Source organism: Tropicimonas omnivorans, from assembly GCF_031846565.1.
In the GTDB taxonomy this organism is placed as follows: Bacteria; Pseudomonadota; Alphaproteobacteria; order Rhodobacterales; family Rhodobacteraceae; genus Tropicimonas_B; species Tropicimonas_B omnivorans.
This window is the reverse complement of the sequence record NZ_JAVRHL010000002.1, coordinates 56,805-77,054: the sequence shown is the minus strand read 5'-3', so window position 1 is coordinate 77,054 and position 20,250 is coordinate 56,805. Positions and strand designations below refer to the sequence as shown.

General features: G+C 66.6%; 21 protein-coding genes and 1 riboswitch. Of the genes, 8 read left to right on the top strand and 13 right to left on the bottom strand.

All coding sequences use genetic code 11. The features are described from left to right. Nucleotides 1-119: 119 nt before the first annotated feature. Nucleotides 120-827 carry a DeoR/GlpR family DNA-binding transcription regulator gene (locus RM543_RS05640; protein WP_311689934.1) on the bottom strand — a complete coding sequence of 236 codons (708 nt, stop codon included), beginning with the start codon at nucleotides 825-827 and terminating at the stop codon, nucleotides 120-122. 436 nt (nucleotides 828-1,263) lie between these two features. On the opposite strand from RM543_RS05640, the gene RM543_RS05635 reads away from it, so the two are divergent. Then, nucleotides 1,264-1,884, top strand: a complete 621-nt coding sequence (locus tag RM543_RS05635; protein WP_311689933.1) for a hypothetical protein — start codon at nucleotides 1,264-1,266, stop codon at nucleotides 1,882-1,884. Nucleotides 1,885-2,076: 192 nt separating this feature from the next. On the opposite strand, the gene metK is transcribed toward RM543_RS05635, so the two are convergent. Next, a complete protein-coding gene (gene metK / locus RM543_RS05630) occupies nucleotides 2,077-3,243 on the bottom strand; it encodes a methionine adenosyltransferase (protein WP_311689932.1) in 1,167 nt (388 codons plus the stop codon). A gap of 9 nt (nucleotides 3,244-3,252) precedes the next feature. Then, a riboswitch (SAM-SAH riboswitch) is annotated at nucleotides 3,253-3,300 on the bottom strand. A gap of 33 nt (nucleotides 3,301-3,333) precedes the next feature. Beyond that, nucleotides 3,334-4,860, bottom strand: coding sequence for an apolipoprotein N-acyltransferase (gene lnt / locus RM543_RS05625; protein ID WP_311689931.1), 1,527 nt, complete (start codon nucleotides 4,858-4,860; stop codon nucleotides 3,334-3,336). 167 nt (nucleotides 4,861-5,027) lie between these two features. Between lnt and RM543_RS05620 the strand changes: the two genes are divergently transcribed. Continuing rightward, nucleotides 5,028-5,996, top strand: a complete 969-nt coding sequence (locus tag RM543_RS05620) for a zinc-binding metallopeptidase family protein (RefSeq protein ID WP_311689930.1) — start codon at nucleotides 5,028-5,030, stop codon at nucleotides 5,994-5,996. 122 nt (nucleotides 5,997-6,118) lie between these two features. Here the strand turns inward: RM543_RS05620 and RM543_RS05615 are convergent, their stop codons facing one another. From RM543_RS05615 to miaB, 6 genes are all read right to left on the bottom strand, one after another. Then, a complete protein-coding gene (locus RM543_RS05615; RefSeq protein WP_311689929.1) occupies nucleotides 6,119-7,003 on the bottom strand; it encodes a hemolysin family protein in 885 nt (294 codons plus the stop codon). A gap of 6 nt (nucleotides 7,004-7,009) precedes the next feature. Further along, nucleotides 7,010-7,546 carry an rRNA maturation RNase YbeY gene (ybeY, locus tag RM543_RS05610; RefSeq protein ID WP_311689928.1) on the bottom strand — a complete coding sequence of 179 codons (537 nt, stop codon included), beginning with the start codon at nucleotides 7,544-7,546 and terminating at the stop codon, nucleotides 7,010-7,012. Nucleotides 7,547-7,564: 18 nt separating this feature from the next. Continuing rightward, the gene (locus tag RM543_RS05605; protein ID WP_116086758.1) at nucleotides 7,565-8,536 is read right to left on the bottom strand and encodes a PhoH family protein; all 972 of its coding nucleotides are present in this window, start codon (nucleotides 8,534-8,536) and stop codon (nucleotides 7,565-7,567) included. Between the two features lie 222 nt (nucleotides 8,537-8,758). Further along, a complete protein-coding gene (locus tag RM543_RS05600; RefSeq protein WP_311689927.1) occupies nucleotides 8,759-9,055 on the bottom strand; it encodes a hypothetical protein in 297 nt (98 codons plus the stop codon). 11 nt (nucleotides 9,056-9,066) lie between these two features. Continuing rightward, entirely contained in the window at nucleotides 9,067-9,546 is a 480-nt protein-coding gene (locus RM543_RS05595) for an OmpA family protein (protein ID WP_311691314.1), read from the bottom strand. A gap of 253 nt (nucleotides 9,547-9,799) precedes the next feature. Beyond that, nucleotides 9,800-11,116 (bottom strand): tRNA (N6-isopentenyl adenosine(37)-C2)-methylthiotransferase MiaB, encoded by a 1,317-nt coding sequence (gene miaB, locus RM543_RS05590; protein ID WP_311689926.1) that lies wholly within the window; start codon nucleotides 11,114-11,116, stop codon nucleotides 9,800-9,802. A gap of 225 nt (nucleotides 11,117-11,341) precedes the next feature. Here miaB and RM543_RS05585 point away from each other — a divergent pair, with 225 nt between their 5' ends. From RM543_RS05585 to RM543_RS05575, 3 genes are all read left to right on the top strand, one after another. After that, nucleotides 11,342-12,019, top strand: coding sequence for a metal-binding protein ZinT (locus RM543_RS05585; RefSeq protein ID WP_311689925.1), 678 nt, complete (start codon nucleotides 11,342-11,344; stop codon nucleotides 12,017-12,019). Nucleotides 12,020-12,282: 263 nt separating this feature from the next. Beyond that, nucleotides 12,283-13,146: a hypothetical protein gene (locus RM543_RS05580; protein ID WP_311689924.1), complete on the top strand. Its 864-nt coding sequence runs from the start codon at nucleotides 12,283-12,285 to the stop codon at nucleotides 13,144-13,146. Nucleotides 13,147-13,252: 106 nt separating this feature from the next. After that, nucleotides 13,253-14,584, top strand: a complete 1,332-nt coding sequence (locus RM543_RS05575) for an AI-2E family transporter (RefSeq protein ID WP_311689923.1) — start codon at nucleotides 13,253-13,255, stop codon at nucleotides 14,582-14,584. Nucleotides 14,585-14,743: 159 nt separating this feature from the next. Here the strand turns inward: RM543_RS05575 and irrA are convergent, their stop codons facing one another. After that, nucleotides 14,744-15,181 carry an iron response transcriptional regulator IrrA gene (gene irrA / locus RM543_RS05570; protein ID WP_311689922.1) on the bottom strand — a complete coding sequence of 146 codons (438 nt, stop codon included), beginning with the start codon at nucleotides 15,179-15,181 and terminating at the stop codon, nucleotides 14,744-14,746. Nucleotides 15,182-15,335: 154 nt separating this feature from the next. On the opposite strand from irrA, the gene fabA reads away from it, so the two are divergent. The 3 genes from fabA to RM543_RS05555 are packed head-to-tail and all read left to right on the top strand — an operon-like array spanning nucleotide 15,336 to nucleotide 17,893. Further along, the gene (gene fabA / locus RM543_RS05565) at nucleotides 15,336-15,854 is read left to right on the top strand and encodes a bifunctional 3-hydroxydecanoyl-ACP dehydratase/trans-2-decenoyl-ACP isomerase (protein ID WP_311689921.1); all 519 of its coding nucleotides are present in this window, start codon (nucleotides 15,336-15,338) and stop codon (nucleotides 15,852-15,854) included. A 16-nt stretch (nucleotides 15,855-15,870) separates the two neighbouring features. Continuing rightward, a complete protein-coding gene (fabB, locus tag RM543_RS05560) occupies nucleotides 15,871-17,100 on the top strand; it encodes a beta-ketoacyl-ACP synthase I (RefSeq protein WP_311689920.1) in 1,230 nt (409 codons plus the stop codon). Between the two features lie 4 nt (nucleotides 17,101-17,104). Next, on the top strand, nucleotides 17,105-17,893 hold the full coding sequence (locus tag RM543_RS05555) for an enoyl-ACP reductase FabI (RefSeq protein ID WP_311689919.1): 789 nt from the start codon (nucleotides 17,105-17,107) through the stop codon (nucleotides 17,891-17,893). 143 nt (nucleotides 17,894-18,036) lie between these two features. Here the strand turns inward: RM543_RS05555 and RM543_RS05550 are convergent, their stop codons facing one another. From RM543_RS05550 to RM543_RS05540, 3 genes are read right to left on the bottom strand one after another with little or no spacing between them, the layout of a single operon-like run. Further along, a complete protein-coding gene (locus RM543_RS05550; RefSeq protein ID WP_311689918.1) occupies nucleotides 18,037-19,110 on the bottom strand; it encodes a zinc transporter ZntB in 1,074 nt (357 codons plus the stop codon). A 5-nt stretch (nucleotides 19,111-19,115) separates the two neighbouring features. Then, nucleotides 19,116-19,526 (bottom strand): hypothetical protein, encoded by a 411-nt coding sequence (locus tag RM543_RS05545; protein WP_311689917.1) that lies wholly within the window; start codon nucleotides 19,524-19,526, stop codon nucleotides 19,116-19,118. 38 nt (nucleotides 19,527-19,564) lie between these two features. Further along, the gene (locus RM543_RS05540) at nucleotides 19,565-20,242 is read right to left on the bottom strand and encodes a molecular chaperone DjiA (protein ID WP_311689916.1); all 678 of its coding nucleotides are present in this window, start codon (nucleotides 20,240-20,242) and stop codon (nucleotides 19,565-19,567) included. Nucleotides 20,243-20,250 lie beyond the last annotated feature (8 nt).

Genomic DNA, 20,250 nt, shown 5'->3' with positions numbered 1-20,250 from the left:
GGCCCGAAGGCCGCGATTGTGCACCGCCCCTCCCGGGCGGCTCCTCCTCACCGCTGCGACCCGTTTCTGTTCGGATCGCAACATTACTCCCGAGGAGGATCAGGAAAGCACCGTCCCTGTCAACCGATTCCGGTAAAAACCCCGCTCTCGGTGACGAACCCGTCCAGATCGGAAACGCGGGCGAAGCCGGCTGGCCGGGTACGCCCGCGCTTGCTGTCGTCCATGACGACGAACGTCTTCGGCGCCTTCGCCAGCGCCGCCCGCTTCAGCGCAATTTCGTAGTCGTGGGAGCAGGACAGCAGGCCCTGCCCGTCCATCCCGCCGGCGGAGAGGAACGCCATGTCGATCTGGTAGGGCCTGAGTGCCGCCTCGGGATCGCCGGGGTGACAGGACCGCGTCGGCGCCTTAACCGACCCGCCGAGAAGCTCGACCTCGATACGTCCCTGCAGCAGATCCGCCAGCGTCAGGCAGTGGGTCACGATCCGCGCCGCCCGGCCCTGCGCCAGGAGCCGCGCCAGATGCGGCAGCGTCGTCCCGGTATCGAGAAAGACGGAGGCATCCTGCGGCACCAGCCCCAGCGCGCGCTCCGCCGCCTGTCGCTTGGCCTCGATCGCCCGCTGCATCTGCGCATCGAAATCGTACCGGTCGGGCACGATGTACCCGCCGCGGCAGGCAAACCCCGCCCCGGACGAGGCCGCATCCCGCCTGAGGGTCATTTCCGTCACGCCAAGCTGCTCGGCCACGTCCCGCAGCCGCAGCGACGGCGTCACGTCCAGAAGGGCGGTGATCAGTTCGATACGGTGGGTCAGACCGCTCGGACGGGTCATTCAGGCTCGATCCTCGGACGATTGCGTGGAACCACGAAACTGCGCGCTCCGGGGCCTTGCGTCAAATGCAACCTTCAGCTGTGCAAAACCGGGGAAGCCGGGTTGCAGGACTGCCCGGACGGAATGACGACGGCAAACGGACGGCCCCCGCCCGCCTCGGGACATCTGCCGCGTTTCACGTGAAAGCCTCGGCTCCCGGACCGCTCCGCCGCGAGGCAAGGGGTGCGCCCGGCGCGCGCAGCGGCGCTCCTCCCCCCCCGGTCATGTATACAGAACCAGACGGCTCTGCCCTTTGCGCCAAAAGCTTCGCCTCTGGTCAGCCGGCCGCCCCGAATGCGGCCCTTCGCTGCGCCAAGCCGGAAGGTCAGCAGTGCGGACCTTGCGGCCGGTCAGGTATGCCGTAATCCTCCGCTCACAGTGACTTGAAAGGACGCCAGTGAGCGACATGCTTGCGAAAGCTATTCGGACAGCAGCAAAAGGAAGCGGCTGGTCCGTGAAACGGGATGTGCTTTCAAAGCGCATGGATGACCACCTCCTCGCCGTGCATCCCCGAAGGGGATCGATAGGACGGATCGAGTTCCGGGCAAAGCCAGCCGCTTGGGACCACATGTTATGGCCAATCCTGCAGATTGAAGGAAATGATCTGCAGCCAGCGAGCTTTCATTTCACCGGAGCCTTCACCTGCGACAGTCCCGCACTACTTCAGCAAGATCTGGAACCACCTGCATCACATGAGCAATTTGCTCGCGAGATGGTCCAGCTTGCCGAGCGCATCCCGCGTATGGTCAGCCTGTGGCAAGAATATGATCTAGCCCGCGCTATTGCAGACGAAAGACCGCAGGAACCATATCGCTATCATATGACCCGTGTTTTGGAGCGGATCTGTTGCGGAGATCGGCAAACTGCCTGTGAAATATGTGAAGCCGCATTGCAGGGAGATCTGGACCTGCGCGGCTTTTTCTCTTCGACCGACAAGCTGACACCGTCGGACGCGAATGGACGCAGACAAAGCCTATCGTTTTTCGATCTGGCGCAGCTATGGATAAGCCGCCACTGACCGGTTTGGGCTCCTTCCAGACCTCCGCCGCACGCTGCCTGAACGGCAGCTTCGGCCGTCGAGAAGCGCACCATTTTACTTAAAGAGGCAGCTCCGGCTCAGGGCCGAGGTAGCCCCCCGTCTCGAAACGATATTGGTCTCCCGGAGGGCTGCGGCCGGCAGGTAGCGCCCCCCGGCCGCCGTCCCTTCGCGTCAGATCTCGGACGTCAATGTGCCGACGAGGTCCGTGCGTTCCCAGGAGAACCCGCCATCCGCCTCGGGGGCGCGGCCGAAATGGCCGTAGGCGGCCGTGCGTTCGTAGATCGGGCGGTTGAGTTCGAGATGCGTGCGGATGCCGAGGGGCGTCAGGTCCATCGAGGCGCGGATGGCCTTCTCGATGGCGACGTCGTCGACCTGGCCCGTTCCGTAGGTCTCGCAATAGATCGACAGCGGCTTGGCCACCCCGATGGCGTAGGAGAGCTGGATCGTGCAGCGCTTGGCGAGACCGGCCGCAACGACGTTCTTCGCGAGATACCGCGCGGCATAGGCTGCGGACCGGTCGACCTTCGTCGGATCCTTGCCGGAGAACGCCCCCCCGCCATGGGGAGCGGCGCCTCCATAGGTATCCACGATGATCTTGCGCCCGGTGAGACCGGCATCTCCGTCAGGTCCGCCGATGACGAACGTCCCTGTCGGGTTCACCCACCATTCGGTCGCCTCGGTCAGAAAGCCCGCGGGCAGCACTTCGCGGATGTAGGGCTCCACGATCTCGCGGATGTCGGCGCTGGTCTGGCCTTCATCGGCATGCTGGGTGGACAGCACGACGGAGGTCACCTCCACGGGCTTGCCGCCTGCATAGCGCAGCGACAGCTGGGTCTTCGCGTCCGGCCGGAGGGTCGGCTCCTGCCCCGCCTTGCGGACCTCCGCAAGTCGCCTGAGGATCGCGTGGGAATAGAGGATGGGCGCCGGCATGAGTTCGGGCGTCTCGTCCGTGGCATAGCCGAACATGATGCCCTGGTCGCCGGCGCCGTCCTTGTCCACGCCCTGCGCGATGTGGGAGGATTGTTCGTGCAGGCGGTTCTGGATCTCGCAGGTGTTCCAGTGGAACTTCTCCTGCTCATAACCGATGTCGCGGATGCAGCGGCGGGCGATGCCCTCCACGCTCTTCATCACGTCCTGAAGCCGGTCCTTGTCCGCAAGGCCGATCTCGCCGCCGATGACGACGCAGTTCGTCGTGGCGAAGGTCTCGCAGGCGACGCGGGCCTCCTTCTCCTCGGTAAGAAGCGCGTCGAGGATCGCATCGGAAATGCGGTCGCAGACCTTGTCGGGATGCCCTTCGGAAACGGACTCCGAGGTGAAGGTATAGTCTAGCCGGCTCATGTGCGGGGATGCTCCGTTGAGTTACGCCGCCACGCCAGGAAGCCGTTGTGACGGACCGAGACAGAGGGTTACGCCCGAGCCGGACCGCGGTCAACTCCGCTCGCGTTTTCGCGAGGACAAAAGAAGAAGCATGGTGAGCAAAAGGATAAGGCCGATCCGCACCGGCCAGTCCCCCACCTTGGCATAGGGCGTCGGCGGCAGGGGCGCCGGGAGCGCGGCATCGAGAAAGCCCGCCTCCCCCAGCCCCAGCGCGCCCGTGACGCGGCCGAACGGGTCGATCATCGCCGAGACGCCCGTATTCGCGGCACGCGCAAGTGGCAGGCCCTGCTCCACCGCGCGCAGGCGCGCCTGCGCCAGGTGCTGGTAGGGGCCGGAGATCTGGCCGAACCACGCATCGTTCGTGACCTGCATCAGCCAGTCCGGGCGGGAGGGCGCGGCGGCAACGTCGTTCGGAAAGATCGCCTCGTAGCAGATGAGCGGCAGCGCACGGCCGGCGCCGGGCAAGTCGATCAGCCGCGGGCCGGGACCGAAGGCGTAGCCCCCCGTCTCCCCGGCCGCGAGTCCGAAGAGGCCGACCCGAGCGGCAAGGGAGGCCATCGGCATGTACTCCCCGAACGGCACGAGGTGATGCTTGTCGTAGAGGTCCGTCACCCCGCCCTGCCCGTCCAGCACGACGAGGGAATTGTAGTAGACCGCGCCCTCGATCCGTTGGACGCCGAGCGCGACGGGCCGGCCGCCGGAGGCCTCCGCGATCATCTGAAGGGCCTCTCCTGCGTCCTCGAGAAGCCACGGGATCGAGGTCTCCGGCCAGAGGACGAGGTCGGGCGCGGGGCCCGGCGGGGCGGCGGCGGTCAGTTCGAGCTGCCGCTGGAAGAAGGCGCGGGCACGCTCCGGGATCCACTTCTCCTCCTGCCGCGCATTGGGCTGAACGAGGCGGACGGTGGCCTGCGGCTCCCCGACGGCCCCGGCAGGCACGCGCCAGATGCCGTAAGCCGCGGGCGCGGCGGCGAGGGCCGCGCCGGCGATGGCCCCGAGCGCGATGCGCGAGGGCCCGAGAAGCGCCGGAAGCGCGGCTGCGGCAAGGGTCAGGAGGGACAGGAGATGCGGCCCGCCAAGGGCTGCGATCTGCATCTGGGGCGCGCCGATCCAGATGTGACCGATGAGCGCCCAGGGAAAGCCCGTCCAGAGTACGGAGCGCAGCATCTCCGCCGCCGTAAGCCACAGCACGAGATGCGCGGCCCGGCCCGCCCGACCCGGGCCGAGGGCGCCGGCAAGGGCCCCTGCCCCGCCCCAGAAGAGCGCAAAGCCGATGGCGCAGAACAGCAGCGCGAACGGTGCCATCCATCCGTGCCGCGCGATGTCGATCAGGAACGGCTCCACGATCCAGTGGAGGGACGCGGCGAAGTAGCCGGTGCCGACGAGCCAGCCCCGGAACGCGGCGGACCGCCAGTGAGATGCGCCCGAGATCAACCAGATCGCGGCGGCGAAGGCCGCGAGCGACAGCCAGGGCCATGAGAGCGGTGCCTGCCCTGTTGCCGCGACGATGCCGACGGCAAGGCAGGCCAGGCGGGTCCGCCAGGGCCGCCCTGGCACGTCGCTCCGCACTGCTTCGTCCATGACACTCTCCGTCCTCGCGGCTCTACGGGGGAGGCCATGCCACAGCGGCCGGGCGGAGGGAACAGACCGCGCGAGAGGTGTCCCTGGCGGTCACGGCGCCGCGAGGCACGGAACCCGCTTCCGCAAACGGTGTTCGACGCGGTAACGCAGGGACAAGGATTTCCCAGATGCAGATCTTCCGGTGTCCCGCCTGTTCGGCACCGCTCTACTTCCGCAACTCGGTCTGCCGCTGCGGCGAGGCAGTGGCCTTCGATCCCGATGCGCAGGAAATGCGTGTCGGCGCTGAGTTCTGTGCGAACCGGGAGCGGATCGGCTGCAACTGGATCGCGGAAGAGGGAGACCTCTGCCGGTCCTGCGCCATGACCGAAGTCGTTCCCGATGTGCGCGAGCCGGACAACGTGCCTCTCTGGGCGCAGACCGAACTGTCGAAGCGCTGGATGCTCGCGAACCTCGCGCGCTGGGGCTGGTTCACCTCCTCCGATACAGGTCGGCGCCCGGTTTTCCGCCTGCTGTCAGAGCAGACGGCGACGGGTCAGGCGAGCGTCATCATGGGGCACGCCGACGGCACCATCACGATCAACGTCTCCGAGGCGAGCGAGGCGGTCCGCGCCGAGCGGAGGGAACAGCTGGGCGAGCTCTACCGCACCATGATCGGCCACATGCGGCACGAGATGGCGCACTTCCTGCAGCTCCGCCTCGCGGAGGATCCCGATTTCCTCGAAGGTTTCAGGGCTCTTTATGGCGACGAGCGCGCCGATTACGGCGAGGCGCTCAAACGGCATTATGCCGATCCAGGCGCTCCGGGGGAGGACCATATAACCTCCTACGCTACCTCGCATCCGCACGAAGACTGGGCGGAGACGATCGCGCACCTGTTGCACCTGACGGACCTTCTGGACAGCGCCGCGGCGGCCGGGCTGTCTCTCGGAACGGGCGGTCCGCCGCCGGGATACGATGCCTATGCCGAGACGTCCTGCGAGAGCCTGCTGAGCTACGCGATCCCGATCACCATCGCCGTCAACCACGTGAACCGCGCGGTGAACCTGCCCGATCTCTATCCGTTCGTCCTGCCGCAGGGCGTCCGGGACAAGCTTTCCTTCGCGCATGGGCACCTGCGGATCGCGCCGATGGTGTAGGATCTCCGGCGCGGGCCCGTTCAGCCCCGGAGCCCGTGTGGACCCACGCCCCGATCCCGAAATGAAGACGGCCGCCGGATCGCTCCGGCGGCCGTTTTGTCTCGCATGACCGGCGATCCGGGTCAGCCCGGCAGCCTGACCCTCAGACGCTTGATGCGGCGAGGGTCCGCGTCGATGACCTCGAGTTCGGCGCCGCTGTCATGCTGCAGGACCTCGCCGCGCGCGGGCACCCGGCCGGCCATCATGAAGGCGAGGCCACCGAGCGTATCGATCTCCTCGGCCTCCTCGGGATCGACGAAGGTCAGGCCCACATCGGCCTCGAAGTCCGATAGCGGCGTGCGCGCATAGGCGAGATAGACCCCCGGCTTCTCCTCGGACCAGAGCGCCGCCTCGTCGACGTCATGCTCATCCTCGATGGAGCCGATCACCTGCTCGATCACGTCCTCGATCGTCACGAGACCGTCGACGCCGCCGTACTCGTCGATCACGAGCGCCATGTGCCGCCGGTCCGTCTGCATCTTCTGCAGAAGGACGCCGATCGGCATCGAGGGCGGCGCGTAGAGCAGCGGGCGCACCAGCGACTGGATGTCGAAATCGTCCTCGCCATGACCGTTGAACCCGTAGCGAAGCGCGAAATCCTTCAGGTGGATGAGGCCCACCGGCGTATCGAGCGTGTTCTCGTAGACCGGCAGCCGGCTGTTGCCGCTCTCGCGGAACACGTCGACCAGCCCGTCACGGGTGATGTCGAGTGGCACGGAGGTGATCTCCACCCGCGGTATGGCAACGTCCTCGACGCGCATCCGCTTGAGGTTCGACAGGCCGGGAAGACCCGGCGCCACCATACGGCCGGCGGAGCGGCCGTCGGCGTCCCCCATCTCGTCACCTTCATCCTCACCGGGTCCGAACCAGTCGCCCAGCTTGTTCCAGAAGCCGCGCCTCTGGTCGTCCTCTTCGTCATCCTGCGCGCTCTGCGCCGCCGGAGACGATGCGTCGGTTGAGTCCGTCATCCTTCCCTATTCCAAATACCGCCCCGTGGGAGAGGCCGACTCCGATCCATATGGGTCCGGCTCACCCAGTTGTCCAAGTATCCGGACTTCCGTGGATTCCATCAAGACCGCATCCGAATCGGTAACATGGTCATACCCCAGCAAGTGCAGGATGCCATGCACAAGTAGATGCATCACGTGGGAGCCAAGCGGCTTGCCGCCCGCTTCCGCCTCCGCCGCGCAGGTTTCGAAGGCCAGGGCGATATCCCCGAGAAACGGAGGCTCGCCCGGAAAATCGGGCGGCGGGAGCGGCAAGGGGGGCTCTCCGGGCGTGTCCGGCGCGAGGTCCTCGGCGGGCCAGGAGAGCACATTGGTGGCTTTCGGCTTGTCCCGAAACTCGCCGTTGAGCACGGCGATCCGGTCGTCCGAGCAGGCCAGAAGGGAGATCTCGACATCTCCGGGCAGGCCCAGCTCCGCCGTGACGCCCGCGAGGGCGCGCTCCGCCAGCTCCTCCAGCGGCAGGACGGACCAGTCCTCCGCCTCGGTCACGAGATCGACGCCCATGCGCGATGCCGCCCGCCCTCAGGCCGGCGGCGCATCCTTGTCGTAGGCCTCGATGATCTTCGCGACGAGCGGGTGCCGCACCACGTCCTTCGACGTGAAGTAGTTGAACGAGATGCCCTCCACGTTCTTCAGGAGCCGTTCCGCCTCGGACAGGCCGGACACGACGCCGCGCGGCAGGTCCACCTGGGAGCGGTCCCCGGTGATCGCCATCCGGGAGCCTTCGCCGAGACGGGTGAGGAACATCTTCATCTGCATCGCCGTGGCGTTCTGCGCCTCGTCGAGGACGACGGCCGCGTTCGCCAGCGTCCGGCCCCGCATGAAGGCGAGCGGCGCGATCTCGATGCGCTTCTCCTCCATCAGTCGGGGCAGCTGCTTGGCCGGGAAGAAGTCGTTCAGCGCGTCGTAGAGCGGCTGCATGTAGGGATCGACCTTCTCCTTCATGTCGCCGGGCAGGAAGCCGAGCCGCTCCCCGGCCTCCACGGCGGGACGCGCGAGGATGATCCGGTCGACATGGCCGCCGATGAAGAGGTTCACCGCCACGGCGACGGCAAGGTAGGTCTTGCCGGTCCCGGCGGGCCCGATGCCGAAGGCCAGTTCGTTGCCCATCAGCGCGCGCACATAGGCCTTCTGCGCATCGGTGCGGGGCTCGACGATCTTCTTGCGGGTCTTGATCTCGATCCGGCCGCCCTGGAACATCTCGAGCTGGTCGGTCGGGCTGGCGGACGGCTCTCCGGGATCGGTGCCAAGGCGGAGGGCGCCGTCGATGTCGCCCGCCTCGACCGGGCGCCCGGCCTCGAGCCGCTCATAGAGCTGTTGCAGGATCACCTCCGCCCGCGCGCGCGCATCGGCCGGGCCGATCAGGCCGAGCACGTTGCCGCGTCGGGTGATCTGTATGCCGAGGCCTTTCTCGATCTGGGCAAGGTTGCGGTCGAACTCCCCGCACAGTTCGACGAGAAGGCGGTTGTCGGAGAACTCCAGCGAGGTCTCCATGACGTCGTCCGAGGGAGGGGTGACGAGGGGGCTTAGTCCCAAATGCGCGCTCCGGTGCTGCAATCCTTTATACCTGTTCCCATGCTGATCCTCGCGGCCCCTCCATGCAAGCCGCCCGGTGGCGATTTCACGAAAACGGCACAAAATAAGCCGCGGGCCCGGGGGTCCGCGGCGAAATATTGCAGGGCGATGCTGCCGGACGGCCCGTGCTGGGGCCGGGACCTACCGCGGGTCGGGGAACGAGGAGCCGCTCTTGAAGGGCCCGACGACGGTGTTGGGCGCGCCGGCGCCGGAGCAGACGGGCTTGCCGTAACGGTCGCGGCGGACATCCATGTAACCTTCGAGGCCATCATCGATGATCCAGTGGTCACAGCCGTTGGGATCGATCCAGATCCCCGCCTGAAGCTGGCTGAGATCCTTCGAATCGATCCCGCGGTCACGGCCCTTGTCGGCGGGCACGGCGCAGGCGGACAACGTGCCGAGTGCGGCGAGGATCGCGACGGTCCTGATCGTGTTCATCGTGGCATTCCTCACTTGATGCACTGCACTTCGACGCGGCGGTTCTGCGCCATGCCGGCGGCGGTGGCGTTCGAGGCGCGCGGCTGGCGCTCTCCGTAGCCGCGGACGGACAGGACCGGAACGCCGGCCTGCTGCGCCACCTGCGCCACGGCGCTCGCGCGGCGCTGCGACAGGTTCATGTTGTACTCGTCGCTCGCCCGGCTGTCCGTGTGGCCGGTGATCGCAAAGGCGCGGGCATCGGCGGAGCGAAAGAAGCTGACCAGGCTCTGGCGGGCACCGGGCCGGACCGTCGCGCTGTCCGTGGCGAAGAGCGTATCGGAATTCATCACGCCGCAGATCGCGCCCATGCGGCAGATCGGCAGGCCTTCGCTGTCGAGGTGGGAACTCATGTAGCCCTCGGCGCCATCATCCATGACCCAGTGCTCGCACCCGTCCGGGTCGACCCAGATCGTCGGAATGTACTTCTCCTGCGCGGTGGCGGAGGTGGCCATGGCGCCGAGCGCCAGTGCACACGCGGCCAGCGCCGGGATGAGGCCCCTCAGGCCCCGCTTCGGTGAAATCTTCACAACAGTCGCCCTTTACTACCCTCTGGAACAAGAGGTGCGACAGCCCCCCAGGGTCTGCGCATCGCCCTTGACACTAGAGCGGTCTCGCGTCGCTGTGAAGTCTGCGAAAGTCCGGTTTTTCAGTTTATTCGGCGACAGTTGGCGTGAGCGGAAGGGCATTGTAGCCCCGGCCGGACGCTCAGCCCCCGATCGCCTCGCCGCGAAGCGAATGCGAGCCGGCCTCGACAATGCGCACGCGCGCGATCTCGCCTTTCGGCAGATCCGCCTCGAAATGAACCGCGTGCAGGTGCTCCGACTTCCCGGCGAGCTGCCCCGGAAGGCGGCCGGCCTTCTCCACGAGCACGCGCGTCTCACGGCCCACCATTGCGGCCTGCGCTTCCGCCTGCTGCTCCGCCAGGAGCGCCTGCAGGGTCTGGAGCCGCGCATCGGCCACATCGGGCGCCACCGGGTCGCGTTCAGCGGCTGGCGTGCCGGGGCGGGCGGAGTACTTGAACGAATAGGCCTGCGCGTAATGCACGGCGCGCACGAGGCTCATCGTGTCCTCGAAATCCGCATCCGTCTCGCCGGGGAAGCCGACGATGAAGTCCCCCGAGAGGGCGAGGTCCGGCCGGGCCGCGCGCAACCGGCCGATCAGGGCAAGATAGCTTTCGGCGGTGTGGCGGCGGTTCATCGCCTTGAGCATCCGGTCGCTGCCCGATTGCACCGGCAGGTGCAGGTACGGCATCAGCTCGGGACAATCTCCATGGGCGGCGATCAGGTCGTCTTCCATGTCGTTCGGATGGCTCGTCGTGTACCGGATGCGCTCGATCCCCTCGATCCGCGCAAGGCGCCGGACCAGCCAGCCGAGGCTGCGCGTCGCGTCGCCGTCCGCGCCGTGGTAGGCATTGACGTTCTGACCGAGGAGCGTGATTTCCCGCACCCCCTGCCGCGCCAGCCCTTCAGCCTCGCCGATCACGCGGGCGACCGGGCGCGACACCTCGGCGCCGCGGGTGTAGGGCACGACGCAGAAGGCACAGAACTTGTCGCAGCCCTCCTGCACGGTGAGAAAGGCGGCCGGACCCCGCGTCGGGCTCGGCCGGGCGGGAAGATGGGCGAACTTGTCCTCGTCGAATTCCGTCAGCACCGCCGCGCGGCCGCCGGCGGCCAGCTCCGGCAGGCGGTGATAGCTCTGCGGACCGACGACCATGTCGACAATCGGTTGCCGGGCGAGGATCTCCTCCCCCTCCGCCTGCGCCACGCACCCCGCGACGCCGATCTTGAGGTCGGGATTCAGCGTCTTGAGGGGCTTCAGTCGACCGAGCTCGGAATAGACCTTCTCCGCTGCCTTCTCCCGGATGTGGCACGTGTTGAGCAGGATCATGTCCGCCCCCTCGGCCGTGTCCGTCCGCTCGTAGCCCGACCCGCCCATGGCCTCGGCCATGCGCTCGCTGTCGTAAACATTCATCTGACAGCCATAGGTCTTGATGAAGAGTTTCTTCTTCGGCTGTTCGGTCATGGGACATCACCTCGGAGCGGAACCCGGCACCGATACCGCTTCGGACGCCGTATCGCAACGGGCCCCGGGGTCCGGGCCCGGCGCGACGATTGTGGGCTTCGGCATGGGCGGGCGGCGGTCGCGATCGCCGGGCGTTGCCAAGGCCGGGTCACTCCGGTAAGCCCGAACAGTTATGTACTATCATAACGATATTTGAATTTTCGAGCCCCAGCACAGGAGCTTTCCATGCAGACCGCATTCTACAAGTATCTCGGCGTCCTCGCCGCCGGATCCGCGCTCGCCTTCTCCGCCCCCGCCTTCGCCCAGACGAGCGAAGATGCCGCCGGCCACGATCATTCCGGGGAGCATGCGCACGATCACGATCACGATGAGGACGTCCACAGCGGCTATTTCGACGACGATCAGATCGAAGCGCGGTCCCTCGCGGATTGGGAGGGCGACTGGCAGTCGGTCTTCCCGCTGCTGCAGGACGGCACGCTCGACCCGGTGATGGCCCACAAGGCCGATCATGGCGACATGACCGAGGACGAGTACAAGGCCTATTACGAGGTCGGCTACGAGACCGACGTCGAGCGCATCACCATGGACGGCGATACGGTGACCTTCTTCAGCGGCGGCGTGCCGCTTCAGGGGCGATACGAGGACGACGGCCACGAGGTGCTGACCTACGAGAAGGGCAATCGCGGTGTCCGCTACATCTTCGAGAAGAGCGAGGGCGACGCGGACGCTCCGGACTTCATCCAGTTCAGCGACCATGCCATCGCGCCGGAAGATGCCGGGCACTACCACCTTTACTGGGGCGACGACCGGGCCGCGCTTCTCGAGGAAGTCACCAACTGGCCGACCTATTATCCCGCGGATCTGAGCGGCGACGAGGTGGCCGGGAAGATGATGGCCCACTGATCCCGGGCCATGACGTGGGCGGCCCCGAGGGCCGTCCACGATCCCGGCGACCGGCCGGCAGGGCGTGCCGTGCCGCAGATCAACACTACGCCCGCCGACATCCGCGCGTCCGGCGCACCCTCCTCCATCTCGTCCTTCCCTGTCTTTCCGGCGACGGGACGCCGCATCGCCGGGCGCCCTTCGGCACCGCCCGGCATTGATAGGCCATGCGTCCCCGCCCTATGGTGGCGCCCGCAAGACAGCCGAAGGACTGAAGTCCCCCCGTGCCCTACCCCTCCCTGGATACCTTCCTCGCCTCGCCCGACGCCCGCACCGCGACAGGCCCCGTGGCGGTCGTGCTGCTGGAGGACAGCGTCGAAATCGCCTCCACCCTGCGGCACCTCTGCACGAGCGGCTTCCGGACAATCGTCGCGCTCGCACCGGAGGGAATCGAGGTGGAGACGGACGCCGAGGGGCGCATCCAACCCGTTGCCTTCGACACGTCCGCTGACTGGCCGCTCGTCGAAGCGGTGAACCGGATCTCGGCCGCGGTTCCCGAGGGGACATGGCTGCACTACTGCTACAACGCCGAATACCTCATCTATCCGTTCTGCGAGACGCGGACGGTCGGAGAGATGCTGGCCTTCCATGCCGAGGAACGGCGGGATGCGATGCTGACCTATGTGGTCGATCTCTACTCGGACGACCTCGCCGCCCATCCCGACGCCGTCTCGCTCGAGCGGGCGCATCTGGACAAGGCCGGGTATTTCGCGCTTGCCCGGCAGGGCGAGGACGGCCCGCTGGACAGGCAACTCGATTTTTATGGCGGCCTGCGCTGGCGGTTCGAGGAACACGTCCCGAAGGCACGGCGCCGGATCGATCGGGTCAGCCTCTTCCGCACGGCGCGAGGCCGGACACTCAGACCCGACTTCACCCTCTCGGAGGAAGAGCTGAACACCTATGCCTGCGCGTGGCACAACAACCTGACCGCGGCGGTCTGCTCGTTCCGCACCGCAAAGGCGCTGAAGCTCAACCCGGGGTCGACCTTCGATATCGAGAGCTTCACCTGGTATAATTCCATCCCGTTTTCCTGGACGTCGCGGGAACTTATGGACCTTGGATTGATGGAGCCCGGCCAGTGGGTCTGACGCGCTAAAGGGCGCGGCCTGCTCCATACGCGCTCCCTCAAACCTTCTGCGCCGGCGGAACCTTTAGGGCTTCCGTTCATTTGCCGCTCATGTCGAGACGAATTACATGACCGCGCCGCCCCCCGCCCCCGAACCGGCAGAGGAGGACGGCTCAAGCCGGGAGGCAGGGCGGATGGACGAGAGCACGCGGAACCGCGTGGCGCCTGTAGCCCTGATCGGTCTTTTCGTGATCGCGGCCTGCGCGTCGCTTGTCATAGCGCGGGCTTTTTTCCTGCCGGTGATCATGGGCTTCCTGCTCGCCCTGACCTTCAGCCCCGTCCGGCGCGGCATGTCGCGCCTCGGCGTACCGGCCGGCATCACGGCGGGCCTGATCGTCCTCATGCTTCTGGTGACCCTTGTCGCGGCCGTGGTCGGTCTCTCGGCCCCGATCCGGGACTATATCGACGACGCGCCGACCATCCTCAGCCAGGTCGAGCAGAAACTATCCGTGTTCTCGGAGGCGCTACGTACCGTCACCGAAGCGAACGAGCGCATGAGCAATCTCGCCAGTTCCGCGGGCGGCGATGGCGCCGCGGCAGACCCCGCCGCGGCGGCGGCGTCCGGCGGCGCCCCCACTGCGCAACCACAGCAGGTGGTGGTGAGCGACGAGCCGGGCATGCTCGCACGACTTGCCATGGTCGCACCGTACGTCCTTGGACAGGCGATCCTGACCCTCGTTCTGCTGTTCTTCCTGCTGAGCGTCGGAGATCTGTTCTACGAGAAGATCGTGCAGGCCGTACCGACCTTCCGCGACAAGAAGAACGCGATCCGCATCGCCTACGACATCGAGCGCAAGCTCAGCCGGTACTTTTTCACGATCTCGATCATCAACTTCGGACTGGGCGTCAGCATCGCGCTCGCGATGTGGGGCCTGGGCATGCCGAACCCGATCCTGTTCGGAGCGGTCGCGTTCATTTTCAACTTCGTGCCCTATATCGGCGCCATCGCGGGCGTGGCGCTCGCCACCGTGATCGGCATCGTCGCGCTACCCACCGTGGGCCAGGCCCTGATTGCGGGCGCGGTCTATTTCCTGCTGACGAGCTTCGAGGGACAGTTCGTAACGCCCTATGCCGTCGGCCGGAGCCTCAAGCTGAACCCCGTCGTGGTCTTCATCTCCGTCGCTTTCTGGGGATGGGCGTGGTCCGTCGTCGGGATGATCGTGGCCGTGCCGACGCTCATCGCCCTGCGCGCCTTCGCCGATCACGTCGCCGGAATGCGGGGAATTGCAATCTTCCTGTCCGGGCGGGACGACGAGCTGCCGAGGATCCACCAGACCACGACGCCTCCGGCGGACAAGGTCTATGCGGCAGCGCAGAAGGAAGCGGAAACGGACGCGCCTGCCCTGCCCCATGTCGAGCCCGATCTGTCGAATGCACAGAAGGAAGCGACGGCCACCTGAGGCGCCTCGGGACCCGCTTTCGCGCGCCCCGGTGGGAACGAAGGTCTCTCGGGAGTGCCGTCTGGACGGCTTGTCGCTGCCAAGGGGTGCGCTTCGATGGGAAGGACACCGCCGCCCGAACTGGCGGGAGACTAAGCGGTGATCTTTTCTACCTCGAGATCAGTCCCGGGAGAGACGGATCACGACATCCACCTTGGAGATGCGCGCGCCGCCCGGAGCCTTCGGAAGCCGGACGATCTCCAGCTCGTCCGCCGGCGCATCGAACAGCTCGGCGGTATCGTCCCAATAGAAATGGGGGTGATCGTCGATCCGTGTGTCGAAATAGCTCTTCGAGCCATCGACCGTGATCTCCTGCATCAGGCCCGCATCGCAAAACGCCTTCAGCGTATTGTACACCGTCGCGAGGGAGACCTTCTCCCCGGCGCTGCGGGATGCCTCGAACAGGCTTTCGGCCGTGACATGGCGGTCTTCGCCGTCGCCGACGAGAAGAGACGCCAGAGAGACCCGCTGGCGGGTGGGCCGAAGGCCGGCGCGAGAGAGCCAATTGCTGCCTCGCTCCACGGCCTTTTCCGAAAGGGTGTCGCTGGGTTTGGTCATTGCACGGTTTTATATGGCATCTTACCCCGTGTTTTCAATTGGATTTCGGGGCACCCACTTGATTGGGCCCAGGCCCGGCCGAGCTATTGCGCCGTGCTTCTTCGCAATGGTAGGAAGCGAAACCGACACGGGACCAACCCCAGGGGCAGGCTACATGGCGGATTTTCCGACCAGTTTCGACAAGGACGACCTTCTGCGCTGTGCGCGCGGTGAGCTGTTCGGGCCGGGCAATGCCCAGCTTCCCGAACCGCCGATGCTGATGATGGATCGGGTCACGGATATCAGCGGCGATGGCGGCGAGAACGGCAAGGGCCACGTCACGGCCGAGTTCGACATCACGCCCGACCTCTGGTTCTTTCCGTGCCACTTTCCGGGCAATCCGGTCATGCCGGGCTGTCTCATGGTGGACGCACTCTGGCAGCTGACCGGGTTCAACCTCGGGTGGCGCGGCTGGACCGGCCAGGGCTTCGCGCTCGGCGCCGGCGAGGTGAAGCTCTCGGGCATGATCCGCCCTGATCGCAAGCTCGTGACCTACCACATCACCTTCACTCGCGTGATCGAGCGGCGCCTGAAGATGGGCGTGGCCGATGGCCGGGTCGAAGCGGACGGCGAGACCGTTTGCGAAGTCCGCGACATGAAGGTCGGCCTGTCCGCCGCGAATGTCAGCAGCTGAGCCGAAAGGAGGCGCCATGCGCCGCGTCGTCATCACGGGACTGGGGATCGTCTCCCCCATCGGCAACAATCCGTCCGAAGTGGATGCCGCCCTCAGGGCCGGCCGCTCGGGCGTCGAACGCTCCGAAGAGATGGCCGAGCACGGCTTCCGCAGCCAGGTCGCCGGTACGCTGAAGATCGATCCCTCCGAGCATATCGACAAGCGCGCCCTGCGGTTCATGGGACCGGGCGCAGCCTATGCCCATATCGCGATGCAGCAGGCGATCGCCGATTCCGGTCTGACCGAGGCTGAAGTCTCCGATCCCAGGACCGGCCTCATCGCCGGGTCCGGCGGGCCCTCCACCTCCAACCTATTCGCGGCGCACCAGATCGTGCTCGAAAAAGGCAGCCCCAAGCGCATCGGGCCTCTCATGGTGCCGCGCGGCATGTCCTCCACGGTGAGCGCGAACCTGTCCACCGCCTTCAGCATCAAGGGCATCAACTACTCCATCACCTCGGCCTGCTCGACCTCGCTGCACTGCATCGGCGCGGCAGCGGAGCAGATCCAGATGGGCAAGCAGGACGTGATGTTCGCCGGTGGCGGGGAGGAGCTGGACTGGACGCTGTCCTGTCTCTTCGATGCGATGGGTGCAATGTCCTCGAAGTTCAACGACAGCCCGGAGAAGGCCAGCCGCGCTTTCGACAAGGACCGCGACGGTTTCGTCATCGCAGGCGGCGGCGGCATGGTCGTCCTCGAGGAGCTGGAGCGGGCGAAGGCCCGCGGCGCCAACATCCTCGCCGAAGTGACAGGGTTTGCCGCGACCTCGGACGGGCATGACATGGTCGCCCCGTCGGGCGAAGGCGGCGAACGGGCCATGCGCCTCGCGCTCGACACCCTGCCCGAGGGACGCAAGGTCAGCTACATCAACGCCCACGGCACCTCCACGCCGGTGGGCGATGTCGGCGAAGTGGAAGCGGTGCGCCGCGTTTTCGGCGAGGGCAGCACCCCACCGATCAGCTCCACCAAGTCGATGACGGGCCACAGCCAGGGCGCCACCGGCGCGCAGGAGGCGATCTATTGCCTCCTGATGATGAAGGGGGACTACATCGCCCCCTCGATCAACGTGGAGACCCTCGATCCCGCCCTGCACGAGGGCGAGATCGCGAGGGACCTGCGCGAGACGGCCGGGCTCGACACGGTCATGACAAACAGCTTCGGCTTCGGCGGCACGAACGGATCGATGCTGCTGTCCCGCTACGAGGAGTAGGCCCATGGCCGACCTGCTGACAGGCAAACGCGGTCTCATCATGGGCGTCGCGAACGAACGCTCCATCGCGTGGGGCATCGCCAAGGCAGTGGCCGCCGAGGGGGCCGAACTGGCATTTACCTACCAGGGCGAGAATTTCGGCCGCCGCGTCGAGCCCCTGGCCGCAAGCGTTGGCTCCGACTTCCTGATCGATGCGGACGTGATGGACGATGCCTCGATGGACGGCGCTTTCGAACAGATCGAGGAGCGCTGGGGCAAGCTCGATTTCCTGGTCCATGCCATTGCCTTCTCCGACAAGGCGGAACTCGCTGGCCGCTTCATCAACACCACGCGGGAGAATTTCCGCAACTCCCTCACCATCTCCACCTACTCCCTGATCGACGTCGCGCGCCGGGCGCGCCCGCTGATGACCGAGGGCGGGACGATCCTGACCCTGACCTACCAGGGCTCCAATCGCGTGACCCCGTATTACAACGTGATGGGCGTGGCGAAGGCGGCGCTGGAGAGCACCGTTCGCTACCTCGCCAACGATCTGGGACCGGAGAAGATCAGGGTGAACGCGATTTCGCCCGGTCCGATGAAGACGCTGGCCGGAGCCGCCATCGGCGGCGCGCGTCGCACCTTCCGGATGACCGAGATGAACGCGCCCCTGCGAGAAAATGCGACGCTCGACGCCATCGGTGGCACGGCGGTCTACCTTGCGTCCGATTACGGGTCCTGCACCACGGGCGAGATCATCATCGTCGACGGGGGCTTCCATGTCCTCGGCATGCCGCAGGCCGAGAACATCTGATCGCGCCGGAAGCTGTAGGCAGGGCGCACGACGCGTCCGGGGGACATGGGCATCGGCCACTGTGTGCCCCCGCCGAAACCACTTCCTGAATTCGAAATTTCTGCGAAATTTCGTGTTCGTCTAACCGTCCTTCCTTGGACGAGTTAACTCGGGTCGTCTGCCAGAGCGGGCCCGGCCCCGCGCTTCCGCTTGCGCCGCCCCAGAAGCCCCATCTGGCGAAACAGGATCAGCTGCCCGGCACAGGTCACGGCCAGGATCAGGCACACGATCCAGAACGCGGCGGGCGACTCCACCCCCGGCATTCCGCCGACATTGATCCCGAGCAGACCGGTAATGAAGCCGAGCGGCAGGAAGATCGCGGCCACCACGGACAGGACCAGCATCTGATGGTTCATCTGCTCGGAGCGGGCATCCATCAGTTGATCCTGTACGACCTGAGCCCTTTCCCGGATCGCGTCCAGCTCCTCGCCGAGACGGGTCACGCGCTCCGTCGCCTCCCGAAGGCGCACCCTGTCGGCCTTGGTAAGCCAGGTCAGATCCTCGATCTCGAAGGTGGAGAGCGCGTCCCGCTGAGGGAACATGTACCGCCGCATCTGGATCGACATGGCGCGGATGTCGCCGAGCTCGTGCCGCGAGACGTTCTCCGTGCCGCCGAACAGCATCTCCTCCTCGAGCGTATCGATCCGCTCGTTGAGATGGGTGACGATCGGCTCCGTCCGGTCCGCAAGCCGAAGGGCCAGCCTGGCGACGAGATCGCCCGGAGTGACCGGCCCCTGCCCCCGCGCGATTTCATCCCTGATGTCCAGCACCGCCGCGAGCGGATTGCGCACCACGCTGACCACGCGCGTCCCCTGGATCCACAGACGAATGGAGACCATGTCCTCCGGCTCGGCGCCGGGATTGAGGTTCACCCCGCGCAGGTTGAGGATCACGCCGCCATCGTGGACGGTGCAACGCGGGCGCGTCTCGTCTGCCGTGAGAGCGTTGAAGACCACCGGAACGAGGCTGGCACCGTGAAGCCAGCCCTGACCGGCCGGGCTGTCCCGGAACATGTGGATCCAGAGAAAACCGCCGCCCTCCTCGGGCGGCTCGCCCGGCGCTATGGGGCCGAGCGGTTCGCCCTTCCCGTTGCGGGCGAGGTGATAGGCGACAAGCGCCGGCGTGCTCTCGTCGGGCGGCAGCGCGGCCGGCGCGCTCTCCAGGTCAGGGGACTCCACAAGCGTCACAGGTCGATCGGCTCCCCGGCCCCGGCCGTCCCCTCGTCTTCGGGGCCAGGCTCCGGAGCGTCTCCATCCTCCTCCGGATCCTTGTAGCGCAGGATGATATCACCGTTCGGCAGTTTTTCCGGCGGCTCGTAATTGCTCACGTCCCCGATCATGTCCTGAAGCTCGCCGAGCATCGGCCCCATCTGCCGGGCGAAGCGGCGGAGGGAGGGCTCAAGGTCCTCGGCGAGGTCCCGCAGGTCGGGCTCGACCTCCTCCCGGAAGCCGTCGAAGAGGTCACGGGCTGTATCCCCGAGGGACTCGCCCTCGTTTTCCACGTCAGGCAGGGGAGCGATGGGCGGATCCTCATCCTGCGCGTGGAGGGGCGTGGCAATGGCGAGGATGAGGGCGTAGGCGGCAATCTGTTTCATGGCGTAGAGATTTAGCGGGCGAAGGTCGTTCGGAAAGATCATGCGCGCTCCCGTGATATTTGGTCCCAGGCGGCGTTCAGGTGAACCATCCGCGCCTCTGCCATCCGCACGGCCTCCTGCGGCACACCGCGGGCGATCATGCGATCGGGATGGCTTTCCTTGATCTGCCTGCGCCAGGCGCTGCGGATCTGGTCGAGCGGAATGTCCGGCGTGACGCCGAGGACCGCATAGGGATCCGGCGCGGCATCGCCGACGAAGCGCGCCCGGATCGCGGCGAACTGCGACCCCGGCAGGCCGAAGATATCGGCCACTCGTTCGAGGAACCTCGCTTCCGCCCGGTGATAGGCCCCATCCGCCACGGCCACGTGAAACAGGCCTTCCATCACGTCACCGAGCACGGGATCGCCGGTGGGAAACATCCGTGCGATCTTGCCAGCATATTCCTCGAACCCCGCCACGTCGGTGCGCGCGAGGTTGAAGACGCGGGCCGCGTTTGCCAGCTCCTCCTCGGGAATCTGGAAGACCTTGCGAAAGGCCGCCACCTCGTTGCGGCTCACGGACCCGTCCGCCTTCGCCATTTTCGCGCCGAGCGCGATCACGGCGATGGTGAAGCCGACCGAGCGCTCCGGCGGCGTGCCGAAGTCGAGCAGAGCGCCCAGGCCCTCGCCGTTGCGAAGCGCGGAGAGAGCGGATGTGATGCGGGTCCAGATCGACATGGTTGTAT